The 26235-nt window shown below is 56.4% G+C and carries 1 protein-coding gene and 1 pseudogene; one reads left to right on the top strand and one right to left on the bottom strand.

Going from position 1 to position 26235, the window contains the following annotated elements:
• Positions 1-150: 150 nt before the first annotated feature.
• A pseudogene (locus SYN7336_RS30745) lies at positions 151-25311 on the top strand (CARDB domain-containing protein); the annotation flags it as partial.
• A gap of 129 nt (positions 25312-25440) precedes the next feature.
• On the opposite strand, the gene SYN7336_RS32965 reads toward SYN7336_RS30745, so the two are convergent.
• On the bottom strand, positions 25441-26046 hold the full coding sequence (locus SYN7336_RS32965) for a pentapeptide repeat-containing protein (RefSeq protein ID WP_227498671.1): 606 nt from the start codon (positions 26044-26046) through the stop codon (positions 25441-25443).
• Positions 26047-26235 lie beyond the last annotated feature (189 nt).

Below are 26235 nucleotides of genomic sequence, written 5' to 3'. Positions count from 1 at the left end.
GTATTCGGATTCATAGGGGCTCAATCTGCTTCCGTGAATGCCGAAGATTGTGGGTGCTGTCAGTAATGGCAATATTGCAATATTGAGAAAATCCTCAAGTTATTGGTGTCATTTCGCACCGTTTAACTGCCGCCATTCAATCTTCCGAATATGCCATTGTCGCCTGACGACTCTACAATCGCCTCAAGTTTGGGGGGAGACCCTTTAGCGGTTTCTTTGTTGGACCAAGCGTCTTTGGATGAGCCCCTGTCGAGCCCTGACGGGTTTGATGCGTTTGTGGGGCAAGGGGCTCTCGCGATCGCCGAGGAGGAGATAGACCAGTTCGAACTCGTGCTGACTCCGCTGGAGCCTCTCGACGGGGACATCTTTCCCCGTTCGCCTGCGCCATCCACTTCTCCGGGGAGCAATTTCCCCACGGGCTCCGAGCCTTTGCCGGAGGGGGAGGAACTGGTCGATGGCAGTCAACTGTTCGATCTAAATCAGTTCCTGGCAGATTTTTCTTCGTTTTCGACCAACTTCACCACTTCTGACTTGCTGGTGGGCGGCGATGGCGGCGGGAGCATTGTTGGGACGACTAGCGACTTCACGGCGATTTCGTTGAGCGAACCCATTGATACGTCGCTAGATGACGGGAATCTTGTTGTCACGGATAGCGGCAGCACCGATTCAGGCGAAGTGACCGGCACCGAGACTGCGAGCACAACTGAGGTGGCGACCGTTGCCGGTCAGGCGGATTTGGCGATCGCCACGGTTGGCATTCCCTCTCGACCGGTGACGGTGGGAGAAACGGTTCGAATTACTTGGGAGGTCGAAAATCAGGGGAGTGCGGCGGTGATTTCGGGGTGGAGCGATCGCCTCTTCCTCTCTAGCGATGCGGTGCTGGATAGCGACGATGTCTTGGTGGCGACCCGAGATACTCCCCTTGGCGTCACTGTCGGTGTGGGCGATCGTTTGGCGGCAGAATTCGATCTCGAACTGCCTGAAGCGGCTCGCAATGCCAATTTTGTTCTGATTGCTGCGGATGCGGACGATGCGATCGCGGAAAGTGACGAAGGCAATAACACCAGTGTTGCCGTTCAACTGAATATCACCGATCCCGATCTGGTGGTGTCTTCTTTCAGTGTTCCCGAGCCGGGGCAGTGGGACGGGGTGGTGCCTGTGTCTTGGACGGTGACCAATCAGGGGGAGGTGGCTGCTTATGGTAATTGGAGCGATCGCATTTTCTTTTCGAGTGATGCGGTGCTGGATAGTAGCGATGTTGTCGGGCTGACTCGCGAAGTCAATTTAGATAGCCCTCTCGCTGCGGGAGAAAGCTATGATGTCTCTCTCGATATCGAGGTTCCCGAGGTGGCGCGGGACTTTGGGTTTGCGTTTGTTGTAACGGATGCGTTGGCAGAGCGTCTCGAAATTAACGAGGGGAATAATTCGCTATCGAATCAGGCTGACCTGGTGGTGAGTAGCGTCGCGTTGCCCGACGGGCCAATTACGCCAGGGGATGTGATTGAGCTCACCTACACCGTTACCAACCAAGGCAGCGTCACCGCTTATGACTTGTCTAGCTCCGACGATCGCATTCGTTTCTCCAGCGACACCATATTTAACAACAACAACAATATAGATACATTTGTCAAGACTATCGCCTCTCCAGTCAGCTCGCTTGCTCCCGGTGAGAGCTACACGGTCAATACCACCATTACTGTGCCGGATGGAGCTGCTAGCCGCCCAAACCTGCTGGTGCAGGCCGATATCTTCAGAGATCAGACGGAAAGTAACGAAACCAACAATACCGGCGTTCTTCAGACCAACGTCACCTTTGCCGATCTTGTCGTCACCGATGTCATCCTTCCTGGCGGACCCATTACGCCAGGGGATTTGCTTGAGCTCACCTACACCGTCACCAACCAAGGCAGCGTCACCGCTTATGACTTGTCTAGCTCCGACGATCGCATTCGTTTCTCCAGCGACACCATATTTAACAACAACAACAATATAGATACATTTGTCAAGACTATCGCCTCTCCAGTCAGCTCGCTTGCTCCCGGTGAGAGCTACACGGTCAATACCACCATTACTGTGCCGGATGGAGCTGCTAGCCGCCCAAACCTGCTGGTGCAGGCCGATATCTTCAGAGATCAGACGGAAAGCAACGAAACCAACAATACCGGCGTTCTTCAGACCAACGTCACCTTTGCCGATCTTGTCGTCACCGATGTCATCCTTCCTGGCGGACCCATTACGCCAGGGGATTTGCTTGAGCTCACCTACACCGTCACCAACCAAGGCAGCGTCACCGCTTATGACTTGTCTAGCTCCGACGATCGCATTCGTTTCTCCAGCGACACCATATTTAACAACAACAACAATATAGATACATTTGTCAAGACTATCGCCTCTCCAGTCAGCTCGCTTGCTCCCGGTGAGAGCTACACGGTCAATACCACCATTACTGTGCCGGATGGAGCTGCTAGCCGCCCAAACCTGCTGGTGCAGGCCGATATCTTCAGAGATCAGACGGAAAGCAACGAAACCAACAATACCGGCGTTGCTGGTGCCGAAAAGCCTGGGTCAGAAGTAGATCTAGTCATAATGGGAGCAACCATTCCAGAAATTGCGGCGTTCGGTCAAGTGGTCTCGGTGAGCTGGACTGTCCTCAACCAAGGAGCCGATACCGCATTTGGCAGCTTTCTAGATGGCGTTTACCTGTCTGCCGATGCTGTTTTAGATAGCTCAGACATTCAACTGCGCTTAGCCGATAGTGCGTCAAAAACTCCGCTCATACCGGGCGATAGCTATATCCTCAGCACCGAGATTATCGTCCCCAGCGACGACGGTCTCGATCGCCCCTATCTACTCTTCGCAGCAGATGCCCTCGACCTGCAGGTAGAAACCGACAACACCAATAACGTTTTTGCCCTAGAACACACCTTCACGAACCCCGATTTCGTCGTCTCCGATATCTCTATCCCCGACCTCAATGCCTTCGGCGAGTTGGTGGAAATTTCCTGGACCGTCACCAACATTGGGGAAGTGACTGCCCTGCTCGATCGCGACGATGCACTGTATTTATCCAACGACGACATCTTTGACGACTCCGACATCCTGGTGTCGTTGAAATCAGTTGTGGAGGCCCCCCTAGCTGCAGGTGAAAGTCGCACCCTATCCGCCACAATCCGGCTGCCGGAGGGACAAGAGGGCTTCTCCCATCTCTTGGTCTTCGCCGATCGCTTCAACTATCAACCAGAAACGGACGAAACCAATAACGTCAGCGCGATTGCCCTGCAGGGGGTCGATCTGTTGGTGACCGACATTGAAGTCCCCTCCCTCACCAACGCAGGAGAAACCTTTGAGGTGAGCTGGACAGTAGCGAACCGAGGCACAGTCGCCGCCACGGGCAATGGAGTCGATCGCCTGTTCATTTCCGCCGATGACAGCTTCGATGCCGGAGATACCTTGGTGGTCGAGGTGGAAACTGGCCAGTTGACGCCTTTAGAGCCAGGGGAAACCTATCGCCTCACGCGGGAGATTGCCATTCCCACTGGTCTGAACGATCGCCCCTATCTGTTTGTGGTGACGGATGCCAATAACGATCGCTTGGAGGTCAACACCAACAACAACATCCGCTCGATCGCCCTCAACGTTCTGGCCCCCGACTTAGTGGTCGCCAATGTTTTGGCCCCCGCTCGCGCTACTTGGGGCGAAACCATTGAAGTGGAATGGACAGTTGCCAACCAGGGAGAAACTGCTGCCACCGCCAATCGGACCGATCGCCTCTATCTGTCCAGCGATCGCCTCCTCGATGGCGACGACATTGTCCTCGATAGCGTGGATATTGCTACCCTCCTCGCTGCCGGAGGGGATAGCCATACCGTTCGTCACTCCGTAGATATCTCGACCGTTGACCCCACACTAGAGTGGTACGTCTTGGTGGAAACGGACGCCAATCGCGACCAAGTTGAAGCTGACGAAACAAACAACACCAATACTTTTGCCATCGACATTCTGGCCCCCGATCTGTCAGTGACGGCTGGCAGCGTGACGGGGAGCGCGGCCTCTGGTGCCGAGGTGACTGTGGATTGGACCGTGCAGAACCTCGGCGATGGGGCTGCCCTGTTCGATTGGACCGATGCCCTCTACCTGTCTAGCGATAACATCTGGGATGCCGCAGACCTGCGCCTGTCCAGCAGCGAGTTCAGGGCTCTTTCCCTCGATGCAGGAGCCGACTATTCCCGCAGCCAAACCGTAACGCTACCCCAGACCGCTGCGGGTGCCCAGTATCTGCTGGTCAGAACAGATGACCTCGCCGCACAGCCCGAGGGCGACGAGGGCAATAATACGCTGGCGATCGCCCTCGATATTGCCGCCCCCGATTTGGCGATCGCAGCAGTCAGTGCCCCCACTGCAGCCACATTCGGAGAAACCGTTACTGTCGATTGGACGGTGGTCAACTTAACGGACATCGACGCCCTCGCCACCTGGACCGATGCGATTTATCTATCCGACGACGCGGTTTGGAATCCCGAGACCGATCTCCTGCTGGGCAGTCAAGTTAGCCCGCAGAGCTTGGGGGCTGGCGGCAGCTACAGCAATAGCTTGACGGTGGCCGTGCCCAGCAGTTTGGGGGCTGGCAGCAAATATCTGCTGGTGGTGACCGATCGCGATGGCGCGCAAGGAGAAGTCTCGACGGCAAATAATGTCGAGGCTCTGGCTCTGGATGTGCTGGCCCCCGATTTACAAGTCAGCGCGATCGCTGCCCCCTCTGCCGCCACTTGGACCGATCGCATCGACATCAGTTACACGGTCGTCAACCAGGGCACTGGAGCTGCCCTGAGTACCAACATCCGCGATCGCATTTTCCTCTCCACCGATGCTGTCTTCGATAGCAGCGACATCTTTCTCGGCGATGTATTTGTCGGCGATCGCACTCCCCTAGCCCCCAGCGAAAGCTATGTGGGCGAGCATACCGTCACCATCCCCTCCGTCACCCCCGGTGATTATTTCCTCTTGGTCCAAAGCGATCGCAGTAACCAACAGGCGGAATTAGACGAAAGCAATAACGTTACCGCCGTTGGCTTCGAAGTCCTGACACCGCCCCATGCCGATCTGGTGGTGGAGGCCGTCAGCAGCTCACCCACAGCTCTGAGCGGTTCGCCTCTAGAGGTCAACTGGCGGGTACGCAACATCGGCCCCAACGCCACGGCGGTCGGAAACTGGGTCGATCGCCTGATCCTGTCGGACGATGCCATGCTCGACAGTGGCGATGTGGAACTGGCTCGCGTCAATCGCTCCGGCTCGCTCGCCCCCGACAGTAGCTACACCAATTCCGCCACCGTCACGCTCCCCAACGGCATCTCTGGGGACTTCTACCTGTTTGTGGAAACCGATGTCAACAATGGCGTCTTCGAATATCTCTTGGAGGGCAATAATGTCGGTCGCGCGCTCGATGCGATCGCGATCGCCCGCAGCCCCGATCCCGACCTGCAGGTTACGAATATCTCTGCGCCGTTAACCAGCTTGGCCGGTCAAAGCGCCACCGTCAGTTGGACTGTGGAGAATGGCGGTACCGGACCTGCCGGAGGCAACTGGATCGATCGCGTCTATCTCTCGCCAGATGGTAGTTTGAACGGGGCAATTTTACTCGCGTCGGTGGCGCAAGACGCCGACGGTGCAGGCCATAACGGCAATTACACTGCCTCCGCCCAGATCTCGATTCCGGCGGTGACGGGAGACTTCCGCATTGTGGTGGTGACCGATGCTGGCGACCAGCTATTTGAGGGGGATGGAGAAGGCAATAACTTGGCGGTGGCGGACCAGTCGCTGCAAATTTCCTCTCCCGATCTAGTGGCGAGCCTGCAATCCAGTCCGGCTACAGCGATATCGGGAACTGCGATTAGCCTCGATTGGCTGGTGCAAAACGCAGGCACGGGCACCGCTCTGGGGAATTGGGTCGATCGCGTTTACATCTCCAGCAATGCGGTGTTCGATGGCGGCGATCGCCTCTTGGGCGAAGTGTTCCGCAATGCTCCCGTCGCGGTGGGCGACAGCTATGCCAATTCCCTCACTTTTGACTTACCGATTGAGCTGAGGGGCGAGCAATTCCTCCTGGTGGTGGCGGATGCGGGCGGTACTGTCCTGGAAGTGGGTGGCGAGACCAATAACGTTACCGCGACACCCATCGCGATCGAACTGGCTCCCTTTGCCGATTTGGCCGTCACCGAGTTTTTTGCCCCCACTCTCGCAGTGGGCGATCCGGCCCAAATTGAGGTCAGTTATACCGTTATCAATCAAGGGAGCGGGACCAGTAACGTCGATCGCTGGGTCGATCGGATCGTGGCCTCCAACGACGATATTTTTGGAGATGGCGACGATATTGTCTTGGCGACGTTCGAGCGCACCGGCAGCCTGAATGGAGGGGATTCCTACGAGCGCATTGAAACCCTGCGCCTGCCACCTGCGTTGGAAGGACGCTTTCACCTGTTTGTTCAAACCGATGCGGGCGAGCTCGTCTTCGAGAATGGCTTGACCGACAACAATGTCCTGCAAGCGGATGGGGCGATCGACATTACGCCGATTCCTTATGCAGACCTGATTGTCTCGACGGTCAGCGCGCAGCAGGAGGCCGATGGGCGATCGCTGCAGTTGGAATGGACCGTTGAAAACCAAGGCATCGGGCTGACCGATCGCAGCGAGTGGTTCGATATCGTCCAGTTGGCGAGCGATGCTGCCGGACAGAATATCGTCCAAACCTTAGGCATCTTCGAACGGGTCGGTGCTCTGGATGTGGGGGGCAGCTACCAGCGGGCACTGGATGTGACTCTGCCCAACGGTCTCAATGGTCCCTTCTACGTCGTGGTGACGACGGGTCGCGGAGCGAATGGCCTCACCAGCAGCGTGTTCGAATATCTGTTTGAGGATAACAACTCCGCCGTTTCGGACCCGTTCCTGGTCGATTTCACCCCGCCCCCCGACTTGGTGGTGGAAGACATTGTCGCTCCCCCCCTCAGCTTCACCTCCGGCCAGCGCATCGATCTGAGCTGGACCGTGCGCAATCAGGGCTTTGGAGATGCCATTTCCGCTTGGACAGACACGATTTACCTGCAAGAGGCAGGCAATCCCACGGGCTCGCTGATTCGGTTGGGCTCGTTTAGCTTTGCCAACGGCCTTGCCGCCGGACAGTCCTACCAACGTTCCGAGCAATTTGCTCTGCCCTCGACGCTGCAAGGGCTGTACCGCGTTGTGGTGGAGACCAACGCCACGCGCTCGCTCTATGAAGCGGATAACGCGGACAACAATCAACTGACGGATGGCACCACCCTGCAGATTGCACTGCCTCTACGTCCCGACCTGCAGGTGAGCGCGATCGAGGCCCCCACGACGATCTCGGCAGGCGGCACGGTTTCGCTAGAATTCGAGGCGATCAATCAGGGTGCCGTTGCCACCAGCACTCCCCGCTGGACCGATCGCGTCTACCTGTCCCTCGACAACACCATTAGCTCCGACGATGTCTTGCTGGGCAGTCTCGGCAATGTCTCGGCACTGGAGTCTGGAGAGCGCTACCGTGCGGCGATTGAAGGGTCCGTCATTCCCCGCCGCTTCCGGGGACAGGCTTTCTTAATCGTGGAAACTGACGCCTCCCAACAAGTGGATGAGGGCTCGCGGGAAGGGAATAACATTCGGGTATTTGAAACCTTTGTGGACCCGCTACCCCCTGCCGATCTGGTGACAGGCAACGTGGCGGCCCCCGACCAAGCGTTTGAGGGCACTCAAATTGAGGTGCGCTATACCGTTGCCAACCTCGGCTTGGGAGAAACCGATCGCGACTCCTGGACCGACCAAATTTGGCTGACGCGCGATCGCGATCGCCCCAGTGCCGCTGCTATCTTTACCAGCGAAACCAACGACATTCTGTTGCGCACCATCACGAATTCTGGCTCGCTGGCGGTGGGCGACAGTGTCGAGCGGGTGGTGACGGTCACGCTGCCAGAGCAAATTACGGGCGAGTGGTTTATTACCGCTTGGAGCGATGCCTTCGATGTGGTGACTGAAGATACCCTCTCGGTCAACATCAACCCCGACGACCCCAACGAATTTGACAGCAACAATTACAGCTCCACCCCGATTACGGTCCTACTGACCCCCCCGCCGGACTTGGTGGTGACTGAAGTGACCCCTCAATTGGGCGTGCAATCGGGCGAAGCCTTCACAGTCAGTTGGGAGGTCGCCAACCTCGGTCAGGGCAGCACCGATGTCGATCGCTGGTTCGATTCGGTCTATCTCTCCGATTCCCCCACGCTGACGAACAGCTCCACCCGCTGGTTCTTGGGGGATGTGGAGCGGCGCGGCAGTCTGGCTGAGGGAGAAAGTTATATCGCCAGCCTGACGGTGGATCTCTCCCCCGGCACCGATGGCCGCTACGTCATCATCGAAACCAACTCGCATAGCCGAGAGCGGGTCTTTGAAGGGCCATTTGACGATAACAACGTCACCGCTGCGATCGCCGATGTCGTTCAGCCTCTCCTACCCGATCTCGTCGTCACCGACATAGAAGCCCCCAGCGCCAACTTCTCCGGCGAGCCGGTCACCATTCGTTGGACTGTTGAAAATCGAGGGGATGGGGCGATCGGGTCGGGAACCAGCTTCTGGCAAGATGCCATTTACCTCTCCCCCGACCCCGAATTTATTGCCGATCGCGCCACTCGCTTGGGCTTCTTCACCTATGCCGCCCCCACCGCCCTACAAGCGGGCGAGTCCTACCAGCAGGAACGCCAGATTGTCTTGCCTCGGGGCATTGATGGGGAGTTTTATCTCCACGCCATCACCAATATCGATCCCACTCCCGAAGGTAGAACCCCTGGTGCCACACTTTCCTCAACGCTGCCGACACAAGGCACCAATGACAGTGTTCTCCAGGAATACACCATCCAGGCGTTCGAACCCCAGTTCAACAACCTCTATTCCGAAGCCATTCCCGTCACCTATTACGAACCCGATCTGGTGGTGTCGCAGTTCCAGCTCCCCCTAGAAGCCCCTCAGTCCGGTCAGTCGATTGAAATTAGCTGGACGGTGACCAATGACGGCAATCGCGACAGCCGCGAATTGGCCTGGTTCGATCGCATTTATCTCTCCCGCGATCCGTCCCTCGACTTCCAAGATCGAATTGTGGGGGATTTCCGGCGCGAAGGCAGTCTGGCTGCTGGCGATTCTTACGATCGCACCGAAATCATTCAGCTACCGGACGGGATTGACGGGGAGTTTTATCTGCTCGCAGTCACCGATGCCCTGTTGGTCGATCGCGACGATATCTTGGTCGCCAGACCCGTGCCTACCGATGCCAGCATCTTTTTCCAGTTCGGCGATCGCCAGATGGGTGCAGTGCCTGAATTCCAGGATGAAGGCAACAACTTAACGGCAGCCCCCCTCACCATTAACCTGCAGCCCTCCCCCGACCTGCAGGTCACCCGCATCGACGCCCCCGAGCGAGTCGTCACCGGTCAGAGTTTCACCATTACCTACGAAGTCAGCAACCTCGGGACCGGCGATGTTCCGGCGGCCGAAAGTGGCTGGCGGGATCTGATTTATCTCTCGCGGGATGAATTTTTAGACCTGCAAAGCGATCGCTATTTAGGCTTTCAGGATCGCGTCGGCGGCTTAGCGGTGAACGAATCCTACGAAGTCACCCGCAGCTTCAATGCCCCCTCCGCCTTGGACGGCCCCTTCTTTGTCTTCGTCCTCACCGATCCCCCCGAGTTCGACCTCGATCGCGATCTGTTTGTGGGGGATGTGTTTGAAGGGCCGAACGAACTCAATAACGCCAGCCCCAGCGACCAACCGGTGATTTTCGAACTGCCTCCCCCTGCCGACCTGCAGGTGCGGACTATCGAGATTCCTCCCCAAGCTCAAACGGGCGAGCCCATCACGGTCAGCTACACCGTTGAAAACCTGGGCGAAAACGCCGCTTCGGGACGGTGGACCGATGCGATTTACGTCTCCGATGACGCCATCTGGGATGTGGGCGATCGCCTCTTGGGTCGCGTCAGCCGCAGTGGTATCCTCGACCCCGACGGCAGCTACAGCGCCGAGTTAACCGCCGACCTGCCTCCCCTCACCCCCGGTCAATACCGCATCATCGTCCGCCCCGATATTTTCAATCAGGTGTACGAAGCGGCAGGGGAAGCCAACAATCGCACCCCCTCGGCTGACAGCCTCAGCGCCACCGTGCCCGCCCTCCAACTGGGCCTGCCGTTAGAGGCCAGCCTCGACAGCGGTGAAGAGCAGCTCTACGAAATTACCGTCGCGGCAGGCCAAACCCTGCAAGTCAGCTTGGATTCGGCCAGCGAAGCCGCCACCAACGAACTGTTCATTCGCTTTGGAGCAGCCCCCACTGGCATCCTGTTCGATGCCGCCTCCGAAGGCATCCTCGCCCCCGATCGCTCCTTGGTGGTGCCCACCACCGAAGCAGGCACTTACTATGTCCTAGTGCGCAGTCAGTCGCAGCCCAGCGACGATACCCCCGTCACCCTGCTGGCGGAAACCTTACCCTTCGGCATCACTGATGTCGTGACCGATCGCGGTGGCGACAGTCAATTTGTCACCTTCGACATTCTCGGAGTGCAGTTCCATCCCGATGCGATCGCCAAACTGGTGCGTCCCGGCATCGCCGAATACGAGCCCGTCCGCTACGAAGTCCTTGACAGCACCCACATCCGGGCGATCTTCGATCTGACCGCCGCCCCCCACGGTCTCTACGACGTTCAGGTCACCAACCCCGATGCAGAGGCGGTGGTGCCCTACCGCTATCTGGTGGAACGGGCGATTGAGCCCGATGTGGCGATCGGCTTGGGTGGAGACCGCGTGTTGGCCCCTGGCGACACCGGCACCTACAGCATCTCGGTCTCCAGTCTGACCAATATCGATACCCCCTTCGTACATTTCCAATTCGGCGTTCCCGAGTTGGGGGACAACGAGTTCTTGCTCGGTCTGTTTTCTGCCGATGCCCTGTCAATAACCGGCATTGACGAGCTTCCTTTCCTGACCTTCGCCTCCAATTTGCGGGGGGCTCCAGACGGATTCGGCGACGATATTCCCTTCGCCAGCCTGGTGTCGGATCTCAACGCTGACGGCAACATTCTGGCCCCCGGATTTATCTTCGATCTGCCCACCGGCAACTTTGCCGGACAGACCTTTACGGTGCAGACCTATGCGGGCTTGACCGATTTACTGGCGATCGAACCCGATGCGCTTTCGGATTTGCTACCTGACGATGAATTTAAAATTGCCTTCCAGTTCCCCGTCACCGCCACCGCCACCGCCCTGACTCGGGAGGAATTTATCGCCCTGCAAACGGAAGACGCTCTGAGCTTGCGGGATAGCATTCTCGCCGACGAGACCGCCTCACCGGCCCTCACCGGTTTGGCGGCAGATGCAGAGGCTTGGGTGGCAGCCTATCTGGGGGCCTTAGAACAAGCGGGATATCTGCGCCCCGAAGGGGAAGCTGCCCCGATTCGCTCCAATCCGCTGGTTATCAGCTTGGCGAATGCCCTCGCGACCGGCCTATTGCTCGGTCCCAGTGGCGAACAAATCCTTTCAGATGGAGATCTGGTCTCGTTCTTTGAAGATGTCCGTCGTTGGTACGGCCACGATGCCGAACTCATCGGCAATAGCACGAACCCCACCCTAGAAGCATTCGATCTGGGCGCGATCGACGACACGGCGCTGCTCTCCTTCAATACCTTTGTCCCCTTCGGCAGAGCTCGATTGGACCTTCCCGGTCTGGTCGAGGTTCCACCCCCCAGTTTCGCCAGTGTCCTTAACGGTGTCGGGCTGACGACCGATCGGGCCACGATTGTCGGACCGCTGGGCACGGGCACGCAAGGATTTGTCCCCGCCGATACCGCCCTCCCCTACACCGTCCGGTTCGAGAACGCCCCCACCGCCAGTTCCGCTGTGGGTGAAGTGCGGATTGTGATTGAATTGGATGAAGATCTCGACCCCCGCAGTTTCCGGCTAGGGGACTTACAACTGGGAGATATTCAGGTGAATATCCCCACCGATCGCGGCTTTTTCCAGGGGGATTTCGACTTCACGGCATCCAAAGGCTTCCTGCTGCGGGTGAGTGCCGGTCTCGACCCCCTCTCCAATACGGCGAGCTGGGTGTTACAGGCGATCGACCCCGATACGGGGGAAGTGCTGCAAGCGGGAGATGTGGGTCTGTTGCCCCCCAACACCGTCGCTGGCGATGGTGCGGGCTTTGTGACTTACACCGTTCTAGCCGATGCCGACAGCCCGACCGGGACCGAGATTAGCAGCACCGCTCGGGTGCTGTTCAACACGGCAGCTCCCTTCGATACCGCCCCGGTCACCAATGTGGTGGATGCCGTTGCTCCAACCACCTCCCTGAACGTGACTCCCCTCGTGGCCGGTGGCTCCGACTTTTTAGTGGAATGGGAGGCGGTTGACGACGCAGGCGGCTCTGGGGTTCAGCACGTCACGGTTTACGTGGCTGAAAATGGCGGGGACTTCAGCATTTGGCAGCGTCGCACCACTGACACCTCTGCCATCTTCCAAGGGGAAGCGGGGACTGACTACGAATTTCTGGCGATCGCCACCGATGTGGCGGGCAACCAAGAGGTGGCCGATATCAGTGCCGCTCTGCCCAGTGACGGCTCGGCAGTCAACTTGGGCGCGATCGACACCATTGGCAGCACCACAATCGATCTCGATCCCGCTCCCATTCCCACCCAAGCCTCCAGCAACGAACTCTTCCTAGAAGCCCAGCAAAATATTCCAGCAGCCGATCCCCTGTCTCGTCCCTCCGGCTTCGACCGGGTGGTGGCTCCATTCGATGCGCGATCGTTTGCCACTGGCTTTATCGAGAGCAACGCCGCGATCGGCCCGCTCGCCATTCTGGCGCTGGATAACGGCTCGGTTATCGCCAGCGGCGGAGCCAATCGCGGTTCCCTCTACCGCTTCGACCGAGAGGGTGGAGAGGCCGGCAACCCATTTGTGACGCTGCCCCACCCCATCTTCCAGTTGGCGCTGGGAGCGAATGGCAGTCTGTGGGCCACCACGGGCGGCGGCGCGCTGTTACAGCTCAATGCCGACACGGGCGAAATTTTGGCGAAATTTGGCGAAGGGATTACCCAATCCCTGGCCATCCAAGAGGCCACCGGATTAATTTACGTTTCCACCGCAGACGGCATTGAAATCTTCAACCCTGCCACGGGTGGCTTCACGCAGTTCAGTCGTTTGCGGGTGGGCAATCTGGCCTTTGCCCCCGATGGTTCCCTCTGGGCCGCCACCTGGCCCGATCGCGGCGATATTGTTCGCTTTGACAGTCAAGGTCGCCCCGAGCGCAGGTTGGCCTACGATGCCCCGATCGACTCGATCGCCTTTGGCCAGCAGGGGTCCGAGCTAGAGGGATTATTATTCGTCTCCGCCAACGACGGCGTCTTGAGGCTCGTGGATCTGGCCACCCTCAACCAAACGGCGATCGCCACTGGCGGCAGTCGCGGCGATCGGGTGACCACCACTGCCGACGGTCGCATCTTCCTCAGCCAGTCGGACCAAATCGACATCATCAGCCCCCGACTGGCCCCTCAAGTCACCTTCACCAACCCCAGCGATGAAGCGGTTGTGGCCCTACCCCACGGCACGCTGACGGTCACGTTCGATCGCGATATCATCGCCGACAGTATCGATCGCCCCGAATCGGCCCTCAACCCCGCCAACTTCCAGCTAGTCGCGGACTCGGGCGAAATGTTCACCCCACAGAGCGTCGCCTACGAGGCCAACAGCCGCACTGCCTTCCTCGAATTCGGCACCGTCGTTCCCGATATTTACGAACTCCGCATCGCCTCGACTCTTGCCAGCACTGCCGGTATCGCACTGGGTGAAGAGGTGGTGGTGGACTTCACCGCCGTGTCGGACTTCCTGCCCTTTGTGGACTTGAATTTTGCCAATGCTCGCTCCAATCGGGCCGATGGCACAGTGTCCTTTGATGTCCAGTTGACCAATACTGCCAACTTCGACCTGCAATTACCGCTGGCGCTGTTGCTAGACCCGATTCAGCAAACCAACGGCGTTCCCATCGGGGCGACGTTCGAGGCGGAGGGCTACTACCTCGTCGATCTGAGCGAGTCGCTAGTGGACGGTCGTCTCAAAGCGGGCGAATCTACCATTGCTCGCACCATCACCGTCTCCAATCCCGACGATCTGCGGGTGGATTTTGCTGCTGGTCTGTTCTCCATTCCCTTTGTCAATGAAGCCCCTACTTTTGCCTCCGACCCCGTGACGACGGCGATCGCCGGACAGCCCTATACCTATTTGGCGGTGGGAGCAGATGCTGACGGCAATGCCTTTAGCTACTTACTCCTGAGTGGTCCCGACGGTCTTGTGGTGGATGCCCAAACGGGCTTGGTGAGTTGGACTCCCACGGCAGACAGTCCTGCTGGAGTGGATGTTGTCCTGCAGGTGTTTGACGGTCGCGGCGGCAGCAGCACGCAAGCCTTCACCATTCAAGTGGAGGGAGGCAATCGAGCTCCAGTCTTCGACCCACTTCCCACCGAACTGATTGGTCGCGAAGGAGCCCCTCTGAACCTGCCGATTTCGGCCACAGATGCGGATGGGGATGCGCTGCAATTCTGGGTTAACGGTCTACCTCCTGGCGCAGTCTTCGACCCCGTCCAGCAACAATTAACCTGGACCCCCGGTTACGATGCTGCTGGCATTTACACCCTCCAATTAGTCGCCAGCGATGGTGTCGCCCAAGTCGAGCAAGAGATCGTCCTAGCGGTAACCCCCACCAACCAAGCTCCCAGCCTCGTTCGACCCGCCGATCGCACCGTTCGAGAAGGGGAACCCCTGCGCCTGCAATTGCAAGCAAACGATCCGGAAGGGGGCGAGCTATTCTTCTTCAGTAATTTGCTCCCCGGCGGCACCCTCGATCCGGCCACGGGGGTGTTTGAATGGACTCCGACCTTCTTCGACGCCGGTCTGCACGAGATTCCGTTCTCGGTTAGCGATGGGGATTTTGTCACGACGGAAACGGTGGCGATTGAAGTTCTCAATGTGAATGCCGCCCCCATCTTCGACAATCTCGATGGCTTCCAGGTGCAGGAGGGGCAAAGGATCGAATTACGTGCCTTCGCCCTAGACCCGGACAATCCCGATTTCATTCCCCAAAACCGCTTGCAGGGAGGCAATCTCTCCTTGCTAGAGGGCAGCAATCCTTCAGTCACTTACAGCGCGACAGGGTTGCCAGATGGGGCTGTGTTCGATTCAGAGACCGCTGAATTTGTCTGGATCCCCACCTTCACGGATGCGGGCGAGTATGTGGTGACCTTTACCGCCACTGACGATGGCAACGGTACGGGCAACATTCAAACCTCCACAATCACAGTCCCGCTCTCAGTCTTCAATACCAACCGCGCCCCTGAAATCGAAGCCATTGCTAATCAGACCATCGCTCGCGGCGAAGTTTTAGAGCTGACAGTGAATGCCACCGATCGCGATGGAGATGCGATCGCCCTCAGTGCTGCCGGACTGACCGGTTTCCCCATCCCCGATTTTGCCAGCTTCACCGACAACGGCGACGGTACGGCCCTGTTGCGCTTCGACCCGGCCAATGCCGATAGCGGCGACTTTCCCATTATTTTGACGGCGGGCGACGGTCGCGATCGTGATGAATTCACCTTTATCCTGTCGGTGGATGCCCCCAACGATCCGCCTCGGCTGGACTACATCGGCGACAAAGTGGCTGTGGCGGGCGAGACGCTGCAGTTTGAAGTGGACGTGCGCGATCGCAATGAAGATCCCCTCGCCTTCGAGGCGATTGGTCTGCCTGCAGGAGCGACCCTCACCCCCTCGCCGATCTACGGCAAAGCCATTTTTGCATGGACCCCCACCGAGGCAGATCTGGGGAATTACGCGATCTCCATCCGGGTGAGCGACAGCGGCAATGGCGATGCGGCTGAAGTGCTGAGCGACGAACAGAATTTCAATCTGGCGGTGCGCGCCGACAACCAAGCTCCGCTGCTGGCTCCGATTGGCAATCTCAGCGTTCTAGAGGGAGACACCCTCACGCTGGCACTCTCCGCCTTCGATGCGGATGGAGATACCCTCACTTACAGCGCGGAGAATTTACCTGCCGCTGCCAGCTTCGACCCCGTCAGCGGCACCCTTACTTGGAATCCCAACCTGCTGCAACAGGGCACCTACAACGACATTATCTTTGGGGTGACTGACGGCCACAGCAGCAGCTTCGAAACGATCTCGATCGCGGTTGAGAATCTCAACCAAGCTCCCGTTCTGATTCCGCTCCCCGCCCAATCCGGTCGGGAAGGATCGCTGCTGGAATTCAGCTTGGCGGCTGGAGACATTGATGGCGACCCCGTCTTGTTCTCAGCGGTAACGCCATTGCCCGAAGGAGCCAGTTTCGACCCCCGCACGGGAGACTTTAGCTGGACTCCCAACTTCGGCCAAGCGGGGGCTCACCTCTTAGAATTTACCGTCACCGACTCCCAAGGGCTGACGGATACGCGGCAAGTCTTCATCGCCATTGAAGACACCAACCGCGCCCCCGAATTGGAGGTCAGTTCCCGCTCGATCGCGCTGGGTGAAACGCTCAGCTTGACACTGCAAGGCAGCGACCCCGATGCGGACAATCGTCTGACCTACTCCGCCCTCAACCTACCGGAAGGGGCCAGCCTCGATGCCAACACGGGCGAATTTAGCTGGACCCCCAGCCCCGGTCAAGCAGGGGATTACGTCCTGCGCTTCGCGGTCTCGGATGGGGACCTTACGACTGAAGCCTCGATTGAACTGCGAGTGGCGATTTCTCCTGAACTGCCGGATGTGGAGATCGAGCTCACCCCCAGCTTCCCCGCTCTCCCCGGTCAGACGGTCACCATCGCCACCAATGCGGCAGGCTTGGCTGATATTGCCAGCATTGAAGTGCTGGTGAATGGCGAACCGCTGGTGGTGGACGATCGCAATCGGGCCAGCTTTACCGCCGCTGCCCCCGGCCGGATTGTGGTGGAGGCGATCGCCACCGATCTCGACGGTCGCGTCGGTCGCACCGAAACGGTCTTGCTGGTTCGCGATCCCGAAGATAACGAAGCTCCGGTTGTGGCATTTGCCCCAGGACTCGATGGTGCAGTTCTGGATAGTGCCGCCGATATCCTCGGCTCGGTGGCCGATCGCAATTTGGCTGAATGGGTGCTGGAAATTGCCGAAGTGGGCAGTAGCCAGTTCCGCACCCTTGCCAGTGGCAACGATACCGTTAGTGGCGACCCACTAGCGCAACTGGACCCCGCCGCTCTGGAGAATGGCTTCTATCAACTGCGCTTGCGGGCCACCGATATTGGCGATCGCATCAGCATTGCCGAGATTGAGGTTGAGATTAGCAGCCAAGTTAAAGACGGCCAGTACCGCCGCACTGAAACCGATCTGTCGGTGCAGCTTGGGGATACGACTTTCGAGCTGGTGCGGGCTTACGATTCTCTGACGGCTGACGACTCCAGCACCTTTGGCTTTGGCTGGCGACTGGCGAATGCCGATTTCAACCTGCAGACCGATGTGCCGCTGACGGGGCGCGAAGAGTTGGGGGTTGATTCGCCTCTGGAAGCGGGCAGTCGTCTGTATCTCACGCTGCCCGATGGCGATCGGGTTGGCTTTACCTTCACGCCCCAAGCGCAAAGCCAGTTGGGTGTGACCTATTATCAGCCCGCCTGGACGGCAGATGATGGGGTGGAATATGTGCTGGAATCGGTATCCGCTCCGCTCTCTCGGGTGGGCAATCGGTTCTTCGATCTGCAAACGGCCCGCCCCTACAATCCGGCCAACGAGGGCTTTGAAGGTTTTGCCTACAGCCTGACGGCTCCTGATAGCACGGTCTACCAGCTCGATGCCGACGGCAGCGTGACGGAACAAGTTTCCTCAGATGGCACCCGTCTCTACTTCAGCGATAGCGGCATCACCAGTTCGACGGGAGACACGATTACCTTCATTCGGGATGCTGCCGGACGGCTGGAGCAGGCGATCGCCCCCAATGGTTCTGTGGTGAACTACACCTATGACGATCGAGGGCGCTTAGTTTCGGCTCGGAATTTGCAATTGGGGCTGGCGAGTCGCTACGGATACGAGCTGGATGGGCAAGAGCGGCTGGTTTTGGCGGCGGCTCCTGTGGGGGTTAGCGGTGGTGAAGGGGTGGATTATGGTGTCACTGCGACGACTGCACCCGTTATTGGAGATTTAGGCAGTGCTGCTCAATTTACGGATGGTTCTGTCAGCGGCTCGCTGGTGGCAGGTGAGGGCGATCGCTACCTCTTGAGCCTGCGAGATTCCGAACTGCTGTCCACTGCGACTGACTTTGTCTTAGTGGGGGTCGAGATTGATGCCGCAGGCGTATCGCCTTTACTGTCGGGGGTTGCTCCACTCACTCTAGATACCCTCGCAAACGGTACGACCTTTGCATTATTTGCAATGGAAGCAGCGGGGTTGCACCTGCTGGAAGTTAGTGGTACGGGGGATTACTCGCTCGACTTCTCCATTGTTGGCGATGTCAACCTCGATGGCTTGGTGGATGGCTCGGATAGCCAACTGTTGACAGCAGCTTTGGGCTCGGCGATCGGCGATGGAACCTATCCAGTCCAATTGGATGTCGATCGCGATGGAGCGATCGATGCCACTGACGCTCAATTGCTGGGCAGCAATTTTGGCTTTGTTACCAATCGTCCGCCAGTGGTGTCTGCAACGTCGGTGCTGACCCACGAGGATTTGGAGGTGCGGATTGCGCTGGAGGATCTGGCCTTCGATCCGGAAGGGGATGACGTTGCTTTCCGGGCGATCGATCCGGCGAACGGGACTGTCCTGCTCGACCCCACGGGTGAATTTGCTATCTTCCGGCCCACCGACGGCTTTACAGGAGCCGCCACCTTTACGCTGGTGGCCGATGACGGGTTCAGTGCAGGCTCCGCCAGTATCTCGGTTGAGGTTAGCGATGCGCCCCTGGTCAATCTCAGCTTTGTCGATCGCGATCTCGCTCTAGCGATCGGCGAGACGGGTCAACTGCAAGTGGTGGGAGATTTTGCCGACCAGCGGGGGGTATTGCTCGACGGCGATTACCTCACATTCCTGTCGGAGGATCCGACTTCTGCTCAGGTTTCCGAGCTCGGTCAGTTGACGGGTCTATCTGCCGGGACGCCGATTATTACAGCTTCTCGCGGCAATCTGACAGCGGTAACGGCGGTCCCGATTGGTGAGTTCGAACAGCGGTATGTCAGTCTCGAAACCCCGGAAGAGTTTTCGCTAGCGCTAGCCAGTTTCAATGGGGTAATCGATCTCTATCCCAACACTGTGACGTTGCTGCCGGACAGTACCCGACAAATTTACGTCAACATTGACGATCCCACTTTTGAGAACGAAGAGCTGATTCTTTTACCCGATGAAGCGCAATTCTTCAGTAGCAACGGCAATGTCTTGCAGGTGGACGATCGCGGCTTGGTCACGGCGATCGGCACTGGATTTGCCGATATTACGGTTATTTATGGCGATACCGAAACGGTGATTCCGATCGCTGTCCAGTTACCCGAGCTCAATTCGAGCATCATCGACAGCGACGGTACGGCTGTCACCTCCGCCAACGGCTCTACCATCCTAATTGGTCCCAACTCGCTGCCCGAAGGTACGACCGTCACCATTGCCGATTTGGGGGCTCCCGACGTCCCCCTGCCCGAACTCGACCTGGAATTTTTGGGTGGCTTCGAGCTCGACTTCGAAGGTAATGCCTTAGCCAACCCGGCCCAGCTAGTCGTCGAGGCGCCAGTACATTTGGGGGTCGGCACCCGCGTGCTCTTTATGCGCCTTGGAGAGCTCCCCGATCGCACCGGGGCCCTACAACCGTTTTGGTTCCAAGCGGAAGAGGGCTTTGTGGGCGAAGATGGTCTCATCCGCACCCAGTCCCCCCCCTACCCTGGCGTCAACTACGAAGGTCAGTGGTATTTCTATGCAGATCTGAACGCGCCTGACTTTAGCGCCATCACAGACTTAATCGGCAGGTTTTTCCCTGATAACGAAGGCACGCAGGACAGCCTCGAGCTCCTCGAAGCGATCCAAAACAACCTCCCCGATGTGGGCACCCTCGAAATCCGCAAAGGGGAAGTGGATATTGCCTTCGATATTTTCAACGATTTCATCGGCATCGGATTCGGAGCGATCGGCAGTTCGATCGGCACCTTCCTGGGCGGCGGCCTCGCGGGCGGTGTGGCAGAGGAAGCCTTCGGTGTTGCTTTCCCTGTCCCCGAAGCTCCTATCCGCATTCCCACCTTCAGTGTTGCCTCTTTAGAAGTTGTTGCAATTCCGGCTGTCGGCTTACCTGTCGTGACTCCCCTCGACGTCAGATTCGACCCCGATCGAGGTCTGGTTTACGACATCGATTTCCAAAACTTCCCCGCCTCCAGTGAAAGCGATCCTTTCGGATCGCCGTTAATCGATGCCACACAATTCCAAATTGATAGCGAGACCGGTGTCCCCACTGTTACGCTCTTCGGTTCGGGTTTCGAGACAGCTACATCCGACACTGCCGTCAACTTCACCGCAGGCGATCGCACCTTTGCCGGTAACATTCTCAGCCTGAGTGGCGATCGCATTGTGGTAGAGGTGCCTGACACTGTCACCATTGGCACTGCCGAAATTGAGGTGATTCGCACCGAACAAACGAATACAGTCGCAGGCTTGCCGTCGCCCGACCCTGCATCCTTCACAAGTAATACTGTGGACGTTAATGTTGATGCCGATCGCATTTTGGGTTCCCTGCGCTTCAACGATCAAATCGCAGTCATCAATCCCGAAACACAAGAGCTATTTGCTCAACTACCGGTAGGAAACTCAGGCATTGAAGATTGGCCTGACTCGATCGCCATTACCCATCAAGGCGATCGAGCTTATGTCACCCTCAACCGAACCGGTCAAGTCGCTCTGGTCGATCCTGCCGCTCTGCGGCAAGTGGATGTCGATCCTGAAAGGTGGGGTACTAATGCAATCGATCTGCCACCGGGAGCTGCACCCACCTCAATCGTTATTGACGAATTTGACCAATATGCCTATGTGGCGGATAGCAGAGCGAACTTCAGCGGACAAACTCGCATTTTTGTGCTGGATATCAATCCCATGTCCGACGCCTACAACTCCGTTGTTGAGACCATCTATGTCGGACCTGCCTCTTTCGGTATCGAAGAGCTTGCCATCAGCGGCGATGGTCGCTATCTGTTTGCCACGGCTCCAGGTTCCAACCGCAGGCAAGAGCGCAAAGCTAGCCAAATCTTAGTGGTCAACATCGATCGAGCAGATCGTCCTCAATTTGGAAAAAGCAATAGCAAATCCTGGCGGCGACAGGTAGACAGTATAGAAACCCCCTTCGGTACGACAGGCATCAGTGCTACCCCAGCTCCCAATACTCTCGTTTTCACTAATCAATTCGACGATGCTAGAGGCTACGGAGTTTTAAGCTTCACCGACGAGTTCGATTTCTTCCGAGTTACACAGCTTGAATATGTTGACCTTACACTCGGCCTCGAACACGACTTCTTCGATGTCAATGACGCTGTTTCAGTCAAAGTTACTGACGATTTAGAATTTGGCTTTGTCGCTGCCTTCAACCGGCCAGTTGTTGTTGAAGATCTCAACGATCGCAATCCCTTCAGTGGAGATATTCCAGCCGGAAGTAATGTGGGGATTATTCGCGATCCTCTCGGACTGACGGAAGGCGGCCCCGAGTTAGTGGGTGCCACCCGTCCAATCCCTTTCGGCTTTACCTCCGATCTAGTCCTGAGCCCCGATAATCGCTTCTTATACGTGTCTTATCCTGGTGTGGCGCTCGAACAAACGGACAGCACCGATCTCGGATTTCCGAGTGGCAGTGTATTTGTCTACGATGTGGAGGCGATTCGCACTGCTGTCGAGGAATTTGACGGGATCGATGAAGCTGCAGGAATTAATGCCGAAGAGGATCTGAATGGTGACGATCCAGGTAATTCGATCGACGATCTCCATGAAATTCCAATTAATGACATTGTTTTCCCTGACATCGATACGCGAGCAGCTTTCCGGATTATTGAGGCTGACCCACTGCGAGGGCAATTTGTCTTTGGTCTCGATCCAGAGCTCCCCGATCGCGCTCCCATTCTCACTGGCGGCAGCATCCGAGATTTAGCTATCTCCTCCGACTTCCTCGAACTAAATGACGTTGTTCTAGAAGCAGAAGATCTCACCCCCACCTTCACCTGGGACTTCGATATTCCTGAAGGTGATGTGCGGGAAGTCCAGCTATTTCTCAGCACCTTTGATGAAGGAGAAGGTCTATTACCTTGGGACCAAGTAGTCGATCTCAACGATCCCAATCTCTTACCGGGATTGAGCCTAGCCCAAAAGACCGATCTGCTCTCCGAACGCAATCTCGGTTTTGATGACTTCAACCCTTATCGCGTCCTCAATGCCACTTGGAGCCGAGAGACTGGGGAATGGACTATCGTTACCCCCGATACCGAACTGGGTGCTCTCCTGCAAAGCACACTGCCGGACCTCTCTATTCCCAGCTCCAATCTTGAATTTACGTTGCCGGAAGAGTTGGAGCTAACCGCTGAACAGACTTACTACTGGGCAGTCAGAGCAGTGAGCGATACGGACTCGGAAGTAGAAACTGGCCGATTTGAAACACTACCCCTCTCGCCGAGGTTTGATGGCGATACCTTTGCTAGTGTTACTGTCCTCACCCACGGTTTCACTACGGCCAATCCCTCTTCTGGAGTCACCGATCCTCAACTCGATATTGCAGCTCAGATTACTGGCAACGGTGGGGCGATCGCCATCTATCAGCCAAATACAGGAGACTGGCTGCAAGTTGACGAGCGAGGTCGTGTCCTAAGTGAACAGCAGCCATGGGAAGCTTTTTACGGTCAACCCTTAGTGTTGTTACCCTCTTGGCTTCGGAATAATGAATCGAACATTCCTGACGCAGGCTTTACAGAAGCTGCTGCAGATGCAATCTTTACATCATTAGTACAGTTCGATCGCTCTCTTGGTGGCAGTTTCCGCCGCACGCTCAATCCCACCGCAATCCAGGACGAGCAGGGCAATCCCCTGCGAACTCAAGGGGCATTGTTCAATTCTCCGCTGCACTTGATTAGCTTCAGTCGCGGCACGATTGTCAATAGCGAGTTGGCCCAGCGAATTGCGACTTACTACCCTAAGGCTGGCGGTCCCATCGGTGCAGGAGAATTACGTGATTTTCAATTCACCACCATCGATCCACATGATTTCTATCAGGAGAGCTTGAAGTTCGATCTCGGGCCTTTAGGCATTGTCGATTTTAGGGACTTTTTCGAACCCAAGGTGCAGGTCTTTGAGGGGGTCACCTTTGCTGACAACTACTATCAAACTGTTCCCAAACCCGACGATTTTACCTTTACTCCCTTGGGTCGCCCTCTTGGCACCCGCTTGACTGAGAGCCAAATCGATCCGAATGGGCGCTATCCCAGTGATGCTCCAGGATTGCAATTCCCCACAGACGATCTAGGGAGAGTCCTGGGTCAGCCAGACTTGGAATTGTTGCTGGCAGATACTAACAACACTAAGCGCGATGGCTTGGATCTCTCTGACGATCGCCGAGGACGTCCTCACCTACAAGCTTTGGCTTGGTATGCGGGAACTGTCGATCTGGGGCTGAATGAAGTACTCAATTCGCTTGCAGGCAACATACCGGTTCAGGTTCTCGATCGCTTCGATGAATTTGCACTAGAAGCCTTTCTCGAAGAAGTGAGTGATGCCGCAATCCAGGAGATTCTGCAGCCCTGGTATTTGCGAGAAGGGGTGGGCCAAGGTTGGTACTACTCCGTGTTAGGGGGTGGAGTCGATGACCGGCCTGAAACTGATGTGGGTCGCGTGCCAGTAACCTTCGACAACACCTTGACAGAAGACCTGCGTGGGGAAAGTTTTATTCCTGTTCTGTTCAACGGTGATTTTGACGTTGCAATCCAACCCGACAACACTATTCGTCAACTCATCTCGCCAGAGCTGCCAGGATGGGCGTTTCATGGCAGTGACAGTTCCCTTCTAAATGCCACTCAAAATCTCGTAAGATGGTCCGAGCTCGATATCAATGCCAACGACAAGGCAGTCGATTCAGCTAGTTATGCTTTAAGACTTCCTGGAAAGGGAAGCAAGATAAGCCACAATCGCTTTATTGTTCCTGAGGAAGACATTTTACGATTTGACCTGCATGTCCCCGATCCTCAAGGTGGAAAGCTTCGAGTAGATCTAACTATTGACGGCAAATCGTATCGATTGGGCATATTAAACGACCCCGATCTAGAAAAGCCACTTTGGCCAGAAGTTGAGTTATCTAAAGCGATATTCGAGCCAGGTGATGCAGTTATTGCTGCGACTCAGCAGCGTGGAAAAATTGACTATGGAACCTTTGGCTTTGAGACATTCCATTTACAAATTCCTGAGGGACTGCAGGGTCAGACGGCAACACTTAGCTTCGAGATAATCGATGGCAATAGTACTATTTACCTTGACAATGTAAACTTCGGCAGCAAGAATACTCTGCCTGGCATCGAACAGTCAGCATCCAAGTCAGCAAACAATATCCTACTTGAAAAGCCTCAATTCACTATTTCTTACAACCCAACAAATAAACAGCCTGAGTGGACAGCATATCAGTTGAATCAATCATGGCTACCTAATGACAAGAGCCGAGAACTTTCTGGCCGAGTAGCTTGGGGCGAAGACGAATTAATCTCGTTAGAACAGAGATTCACCCGAGAAGAAGATGTAACCAGTGCGCTCTTCAATCGAGGACATTTGACTCGTGCTAAGGATAGAAAACGATCGAATAAAGACTTCTTCTCAACATTTACATTTTCGAATCAGTTACCGCAACTTAGAGATGCAAATGAGGGTATCTGGGAAAAGCTTGAAAATAGTTTGACAGAATTAGCTGAAGAAGGGAAAGAAATCTATGTCTTCACAGGAGCAAGGGGTCGCCTGAATGAAGAGCTGCTTCAGTTTAACGATGATTTTGTCAAGAATGGAATCAATGTACCTTCACATTTTTGGAAGGTTGCACTTATTTTCAATAACCCAGGAACTTCGCCAATAGAATTCTCCAACGCATCTATCGATGATCTCTTTGGTGTCGTTGCTGTCGATATTCCAAATGAACCTGCCCTCCCAGGCTTCGATCCTGAAGCTGAGGATTGGACACCCCGGCTGAGAACCGTCGATGAAATTGAAGTTCTGACTGGCTTGGACTTCTTCACGCATTTGGAAGAGAACTTTGAGAAAGATCTCGAGAGATCGCTAAGTTACTTTCCCGAAGAGCTCAGAACGCCGCTGACACCGAGCGATCCCCTCTCCTCGCCCCTAAGAGCTCAGCCTGATATCGATTCAATCAAACCAAACAGGACCAACCTCAATGCTTCCATCGGGCTTGACAGTGTCCTTCTGCAAGCACCCCTGCATCTCGTGGGGAACGAAGCGACCATCGAAACCGCGAGCTCCCTTGAAGTTAGCTCTAGTCAAATCGGTTTGGCTCAAAATCAGATCGCTGATGTTGGCTTGGAGCAGTTCGACGCCAACCAAGCTACTGCGCTCGAAAACGGCGCGAGTGAGATCGATACCTTTCAGGGAGGCGCGATCCAGGCAGGTGTCCCAGAATCGGACCTCAATAGCCACAGCTTTATCCAAGTTGGAATGAGTGAGATCGGCATCTCGGAAAACGGCGCGGGACAAAACAGCTCCTTGGAGTTGAGCGTAGCGGAGGTTGGCTCCTCTGAGGTAAGCGTCTTCCAGGCTAGCCCCTTGGAGCTTGCAGGACCTGAGATTGGCGCATATCAGATCGGCTCCACGCAAGTCGATCCCACGCAAGTTGCACCCAGTCAGGTTGATTTCTCTCAAATCAACTCTGGAGAAGTCTCGGATGCCATTCTTGTAACTCTCGAGCAGGGCAAAGCTCCTCAATTGGTTTCTTTCGAGTCTCTCCCTGAAGTCCATACGGTTTATTCCAATGCAATAGGTACTAGCTACGATAGTGCTCTTTCTCTCTGGTCGCCAGCCCTCGATACGCCTCTCGATGTTGACTTCATCGTTACCGATTTGCCAGAAGGACAAATTGCCGAGGCCCAGTTGACTAAATTTGGTAGCTCAGGCGACCCGATTTCTGGACTCATCTTGTTGGACCAC

Origin of the sequence: Synechococcus sp. PCC 7336 (assembly GCF_000332275.1) — a bacterium.
GTDB lineage: Bacteria > Cyanobacteriota > Cyanobacteriia > Thermostichales > PCC-7336 > PCC-7336.
Note: the sequence above shows the minus strand (reverse complement) of the source record. Positions and strands in the feature narration are given on the sequence as shown.